Origin of the sequence: Nostoc sp. ChiSLP03a, assembly GCF_034531215.2 — a bacterium.
GTDB lineage: Bacteria > Cyanobacteriota > Cyanobacteriia > Cyanobacteriales > Nostocaceae > Nostoc.
This window is the reverse complement of the sequence record NZ_JAVRBQ020000047.1, coordinates 21,401-27,400: the sequence shown is the minus strand read 5'-3', so window position 1 is coordinate 27,400 and position 6,000 is coordinate 21,401. Positions and strand designations below refer to the sequence as shown.

General features: G+C 40.4%; 6 protein-coding genes. All 6 read left to right on the top strand.

Annotated elements, in window-relative coordinates; genetic code table 11:
- Nucleotides 1-314 precede the first annotated feature (314 nt).
- The 6 genes from RMY32_RS08120 (at nt 315) to RMY32_RS08095 (ending at nt 5,933) form a co-directional block, all read left to right on the top strand.
- A complete protein-coding gene (locus RMY32_RS08120) occupies nt 315-515 on the top strand; it encodes a hypothetical protein (protein WP_322709376.1) in 201 nt (66 codons plus the stop codon).
- Nucleotides 516-784: 269 nt separating this feature from the next.
- Nucleotides 785-1,000 carry a bromodomain-containing protein gene (locus RMY32_RS08115; RefSeq protein ID WP_322709375.1) on the top strand — a complete coding sequence of 72 codons (216 nt, stop codon included), beginning with the start codon at nt 785-787 and terminating at the stop codon, nt 998-1,000.
- Nucleotides 1,001-1,061: 61 nt separating this feature from the next.
- Nucleotides 1,062-1,613: an alpha/beta hydrolase gene (locus RMY32_RS08110; RefSeq protein ID WP_322709374.1), complete on the top strand. Its 552-nt coding sequence runs from the start codon at nt 1,062-1,064 to the stop codon at nt 1,611-1,613.
- A 310-nt stretch (nt 1,614-1,923) separates the two neighbouring features.
- The gene (locus RMY32_RS08105; RefSeq protein WP_322709373.1) at nt 1,924-2,496 is read left to right on the top strand and encodes an HdeD family acid-resistance protein; all 573 of its coding nucleotides are present in this window, start codon (nt 1,924-1,926) and stop codon (nt 2,494-2,496) included.
- Between the two features lie 518 nt (nt 2,497-3,014).
- On the top strand, nt 3,015-5,117 hold the full coding sequence (locus tag RMY32_RS08100; RefSeq protein WP_322709372.1) for a glycoside hydrolase family 10 protein: 2,103 nt from the start codon (nt 3,015-3,017) through the stop codon (nt 5,115-5,117).
- A gap of 378 nt (nt 5,118-5,495) precedes the next feature.
- Nucleotides 5,496-5,933: an NUDIX hydrolase gene (locus tag RMY32_RS08095; protein WP_322709371.1), complete on the top strand. Its 438-nt coding sequence runs from the start codon at nt 5,496-5,498 to the stop codon at nt 5,931-5,933.
- Nucleotides 5,934-6,000 lie beyond the last annotated feature (67 nt).

The following is a 6,000-nucleotide window of genomic DNA, read 5'->3' as shown; positions in this document are numbered from 1 at the left end:
TGTCGCCTGACGATAATGAGCCAGTAGTTCTTCCGTACTCATGTGGTTAACGATCGCAATCCGTTTCGGCATAAGACGTAGATAGATACACTGCAACGATCCCAGCTTTATTATAAGTATTTATCCGAACTTGATATTACTTTAGGTGATAAAGTTATAATTTAGCAGACATATAAGAATCCTGTTTGATTCGGAGAATTTACTTTTGTGGGTAGGGAATAGTAAATAGAGAACAGGAAACAAGGCATAGATCCGTTTGCAAAAGTCAAATGCCATTTGGCTTGTGGAAAACACTGAAATGAGTAACTAAACTGGTGTTTGAGAAAGCATTTAAGCCTTTTGCTTGCGGAAAACACCAAAATGAGAAAGCATTTAAGCCTTTTGCTTGCGGAAAACACCAAAATGAGAAAGCATTTAAGTGTTTTGAGAAAGCATTTAAGCCTTTTGAGAAAGTATTTCAGTATTTTGAGAAAGCAGTTAAGCTTTTTGATAAAGTAATCAGTAAATATGCCTGACGATTAAAAATTACAGCTGTACAATAGCTTGTTTCCCGTTTGCCCTTAACGTTCTGTAGACAAGGTTTACATTTGCGATCGCCACTGATGACTTGTTATATACTTGTTAAAGTATTAAAATTTACGCAGACAAGTATTCTTACTCTAGTAGGTTAAATTTATACCTTCTGAATGAGCTTCTTCACCCCATAGCAGGAGTATCACTTTCTATTCAGCGTCTACTATAAACAATTAGGAAATAAAATTGCAGTATATCTGGCTTTTAAATTATGGACTGGAAGTACAGGTGGAAAAATGGTTATCGACCAAGCCGAGACGAAGCAGCAAAAAATCCTCATTTGTTAGATGAGAGCCAGTTCGAGAACGAACAAGACCGAAAGCTGGCTGAAGAAACTACAAGGAAGCATTTGGGCGTACCTGCACCAACTTTAGACGAAGACCAATCAATACTACCTCATGCAGCTTCGCCTAATAACAAAGCTTAACCCTAAGACATAAGCATTTTCTGCTTATGTCTGCCCCATACCATTATTTAAGTTTAACAAAATGCAGATTTCGCAACTTCTCAATCGATTAAATAATAAGAAATTTACTAAGTTACTTACTCAGACAGCAGCTTTAGGTGTAGGCGCTATTGTTCTATTCTCAACTACTAATGCTAATGCTGCCGAGCAAGTTATTTTAAAGTATGGTACTTTTCAAGGGCAAGTATCTGTTGAAGAATTAAGTCAGTTTACAGAAACTGGCAAGACTACCCCAACATTAAGAGCTTATTTACAGGCGGCGCAACAAGACCCCGCAGTAGCTCGTAAGGCATTGAAAGCCCCAATAAAAGCTGATGCTGCCTTTTTAAATAGTTTACTAGCTAGTTGGGCAGGGCCAATTTTAGTTAACCAAATTGGTGAGGTAGTTCACCCTCCCGCAGGACAATTAGATCAGCAAGCGTTGCGAAGCGCTTTAAGTACATCTATTCAACAAAATGGTGAAGTGACATTACTTGGAGCCATTCAGAATTATCCAAATACTTCTGTTGAACTTGAAGGAGATCGTCTTATTTCTGTTTATGAACGTCTCAGCAATCTTGCAGAACTCTTATAAAGGTCACTTAGAGACAATGCAGTTGCGATCTAATAATTAGACCTCTTGCAAAAGTACCTTTTGTACTTTTATAGGGAAAGGGGGAAAGGTTAAAGGGGAATGTTAATTCTATCCCTTTCTCCTTTACCCCTTACTCTTTACCCAACTTCTGCAAGAAGTCTATTGATTTAGTATTTCAATAGTCGTAAATTTTAGTCACGATCGCAATGAAATTAATACTGATGAGTCTGTCTTAGGGTTCATACTGTGTTAATTAAAAATTCCCTAATCTAAATGTAGAGTTTAGTCTAAGAATAGGAAAGGGATTTTTATGACAACCGATGTTTCTCAAAATACTAAAAAAAATCTGAATGGGTCACTGATAACAGGTGTTCTTTTGAGTATTTTAGGGGTTATTGCGATCGCAGCGCCTAATTTCACCACCTTATTCGCCGAAACTTGGATTGCCACGATTTTGATTTTCGCCGGATTTACAAAACTAGTTTATGCCACTCAAACCCGCCAGCAAGGAGGTTTTATTTGGAAACTTCTATTGAGCGGACTCTATATTGCAACCGGCATAATGTTATTTGTTTATCCTTTTACAGGTGTACTCACACTAACTCTGTTGCTTGGCAGCTTTTTACTGGCTGAAGGTACATTCGAGTTAATTCTGGCATTCAAGTTACGTCCACAAGAAAACTGGACGTGGGTACTCGGTGATGGGATTATTACGCTGGTCTTAGGCGCAATGATTTGGTTCCAGTGGCCCTTCAACGCACCCTGGCTTCTGGGTACACTAGTTGGTGTCAGCATTATTTTCACTGGCATTTCACGCGTGATGCTAGCGTTGAATGCGCGTTCTACCTCGAATCCTACTAATGAAGCTGCAAATCCTACTTAGTAAATAGGAGTGGGGAGTAGAGGAGCGATACTGCTCGGTTAAAGGGAAAAGGGTAATGGGAAATAGTAAGATAAGTTTTTTCCCCTTTAACATAAGTCCCTTTCCAATACTTGTCGGTTAAGGGGAAAAGGGGAAGGGGAAAGGGGAAAGAAAAAACCTTTAACCTTTACCCTTTAACCTTTTCCCCAAACCCGATGCCAAGTTAAAAATGCTTAACCGAACAGTATTGAGTCCCTTTCCCCCTTCCCTATTCCCATTCTCAAACTTAAGTAGTCAAAGTTTACAAGACGACATTAAACATCTTACAAAAGTAGCTTTTGCTTTCCGGTTGGAGAAAGGTTAAAGGTTACTGGGTTTGGGAAAATTCCATACCTTTACCCTTTAACCCTTCCCCTTTTCCCCACTTATGCAATAAGTCTATTGCAGTAGCGATGCCTGCGGCTGGCTATGCCTACGCCAACAAAATTGCTAAATTAACAAAGGAAATCAAAATCAAGGCCAGCTAGCTGCAATTAACAATGGTATCTATTGCTACTCCATTCTCGGATATTCAAAACCATTGGGCACGCTCATTTATTACAGCCTTAGCCCAACGCGGTATTGTCAGTGGGTTGCCTAATGGCACTTATCGCCCCGATAATTCACTCACCCGTGCTGAATTTGCCGCTATTATTGCCAACGCATTTGGGACAGTTTCCAAGAAGCGGCAGTATGTTTCCTTTGTTGATGTACCCACGAATTATTGGGCAGCAGCAGCCATCAAAACAGCTTACGAAAAAGCATTTATTAGCGGATTCCCTGATAAAACTTTCCGTTCCGCTAACCGAATTACTAGGGTAGAAGTCTTAGTTTCCTTGGTAGCAGGCTTAGAAATTGCTACCAAGGTTAAACCTGACCTGCTCTCAAAACTCTCACAGATTTATCAGGATTCTGTACAAATTCCTGAATATGGTAGAAATCATGTAGCTATTGCCACCAGCGCTGGATTGGTGGTTAGTTTCCCAAATATTAAATTACTCAATCCTAATCTCGCTGCTACTCGTGCAGATGTGGCAGTGATTATTTATCAAGCCTTGGTGTATTTAGGTCAGGCAGAAAAAATTGCTTCTAGTTACTTAGTACAGCCGCCAACACCAACACCAACACCAACACCAACTCCAATTCCAACGCCAATTCCGATACCAACTCCAACTCCAACACCAATTCCAACTCCAACGCCCACACCTATCGGCAGCGTTAGGGTAAATCATAGCCGGGAATTCCGGGGAGCATGGGTAGTATCTGTGTGGAATGGTGATTGGCCTTCCAAACCAGGACTTTCTGTTGCTCAACAAAAAGCAGAACTTACCGAGATTATTACTAAATTACAAGCGCTAAACTTCAATGCTCTGATTTTCCAGGTGCGACCAGAGGGAGACGCTTTGTATGAATCTCGATTAGAGCCTTGGAGTGCTTGGATTACAGGAACTCAAGGGAAAGCACCAGAACCATTTTACGATCCTTTAGCGTTTGCGATCGCAGAATGTCATAAGCATAATCTTGAACTCCATGCTTGGTTTAACCCTTACCGTGCTAGCACCTCCACCGACCCAGCTAAAACAGTCCGTCCCCACATCGCAGCTACCAATCCAGAAAGCGTTTATTTGTGGAAAACTCAACGCTGGATGGACCCAGGACTAAAAATAGTTCAGGATAGAGCGTATAACGTAATTCTCGATGTAGTGAAGCGCTACGATGTTGATGGCATTCACTTAGATGATTATTTCTATCCATATCCCATTGAGGGACAGTCTTTCCCCGATGATAAAACCTACGCTGCATATAAAGTAGCTGGTGGTACACTCAGCCTTGGCGACTGGCGACGAGACAATGTTAACAAAATGGTACAGCGCCTCTGGCAGGGAATTAAAACAGCCAAACCCGACGTAAAATTTGGTATTAGTCCTTTTGGGATTTATCGCCCCGGACAACCTGCGGGTATTACTGGGTTGGATGCTTACAACGTGCTGTATGCTGACTCAAAGAAATGGTTAGAAGAAGGCTGGATTGATTATATTGCTCCTCAACTTTACTGGCGCACAGACCAACCACAACAAAGTTATCCAGCGTTGCTACAGTGGTGGACACAGGTAAATACAAAGCAAAGACACGTTTATGCTGGTAACAATTTGACAGAACCAAGCAACAAGAGTCGCGAGAGTGATGAGATTGAAAAGCAGGTAAAAATTAGTCGTAGCCAAGCTGGACGATTGTCACTGGGGAATATCTTCTTTAATCTCAGTGTTTTGACAGAAAATAGTCAGGGCATTGCTGATAAATTTCAAAGTCTGCTGTATAACAAACCTGCTCTACCGCCAACTTTGCCTTGGCAAGATACAACACCACCATCTCCACCCATTGGACTACAAGTCAATAACCGCAAACTGAGTTGGCAGCCTGGAGATAATCAGCCAGTTCGTTCCTGGACACTTTATCGGCTGAGTGGCGATACTTGGACAATTCAACGAATTTTATCTGCTGGTACAACCTTCGCTACCGTCCAACAAGCGGGAACTTATGCCGTGTGTGCAGTAGATAGATTAGCCAACGAGAGTTTGGGAACAGTTATTACAGTTAGTTGAACAAAAGTGCTGCCCAGATTATCCACAACTTTTATGGATACAACTGACAAATAGGGGTCTGACTCTTCAAGATAAAACCAGTCTAATAATAGTGTAACTGCGGCATTAAAACCATCATCACCCGCTCAAACACTGATGCTAGAAATTTTTGGAATAAATAGCTTGCTACCCTTACGCTATCCGCTAGTTGCACAAAATTCATTCTGAATACTGGCGACTGACGTATGTATTCCATTTCGATAATTAACTCTTATAATTAAAAATCATTTTTTAATCTTTTCATAACTTAAGATTAACCAAAATTTATCCGGTATCAGCTCTAGAATTTCTGAAGTAAACATTGTACAAAAAAGCTAGGACGTACAGGATGGAAATTACATGAGTCGAAAAGCCAGTAAAGTGTTTATACAGTCTGGGGTAATTCCTTACAGAGTGAACAATGGTAAAGTTGAAATCTTACTAATTACAACCCGTGACTTTCAACACTGGGTGATTCCCAAAGGAGATATTCCTAATGGTATGAGTCCACCTGATTCCGCAGCCAAAGAGGCGTGGGAAGAAGCAGGGATAATTGGGCAAGTAGATGCAAATGAACTGGGAACTTACAAGTACCGCAAACAAGGCAAAATTTATTGCGTCAAGATGTATTTATTATCAGTTGATATGCTGAGTGAAGATTATCCAGAAGCAAGTAAAAGAAAACGACAGTGGGTAGAAGTGAATAAAGCTATCAGGAGGGTTAAGTTTAATTCACTCAAACGAATCCTTAAAGGTTTTTTCCAGGTCGAATCTCAATTTTGTTCATTACGATGTTAAGTAATAAACACAATAAATTAAACTATATTATACAATATAAAATTAATTAAAGGTTTGGAGCCGTTGA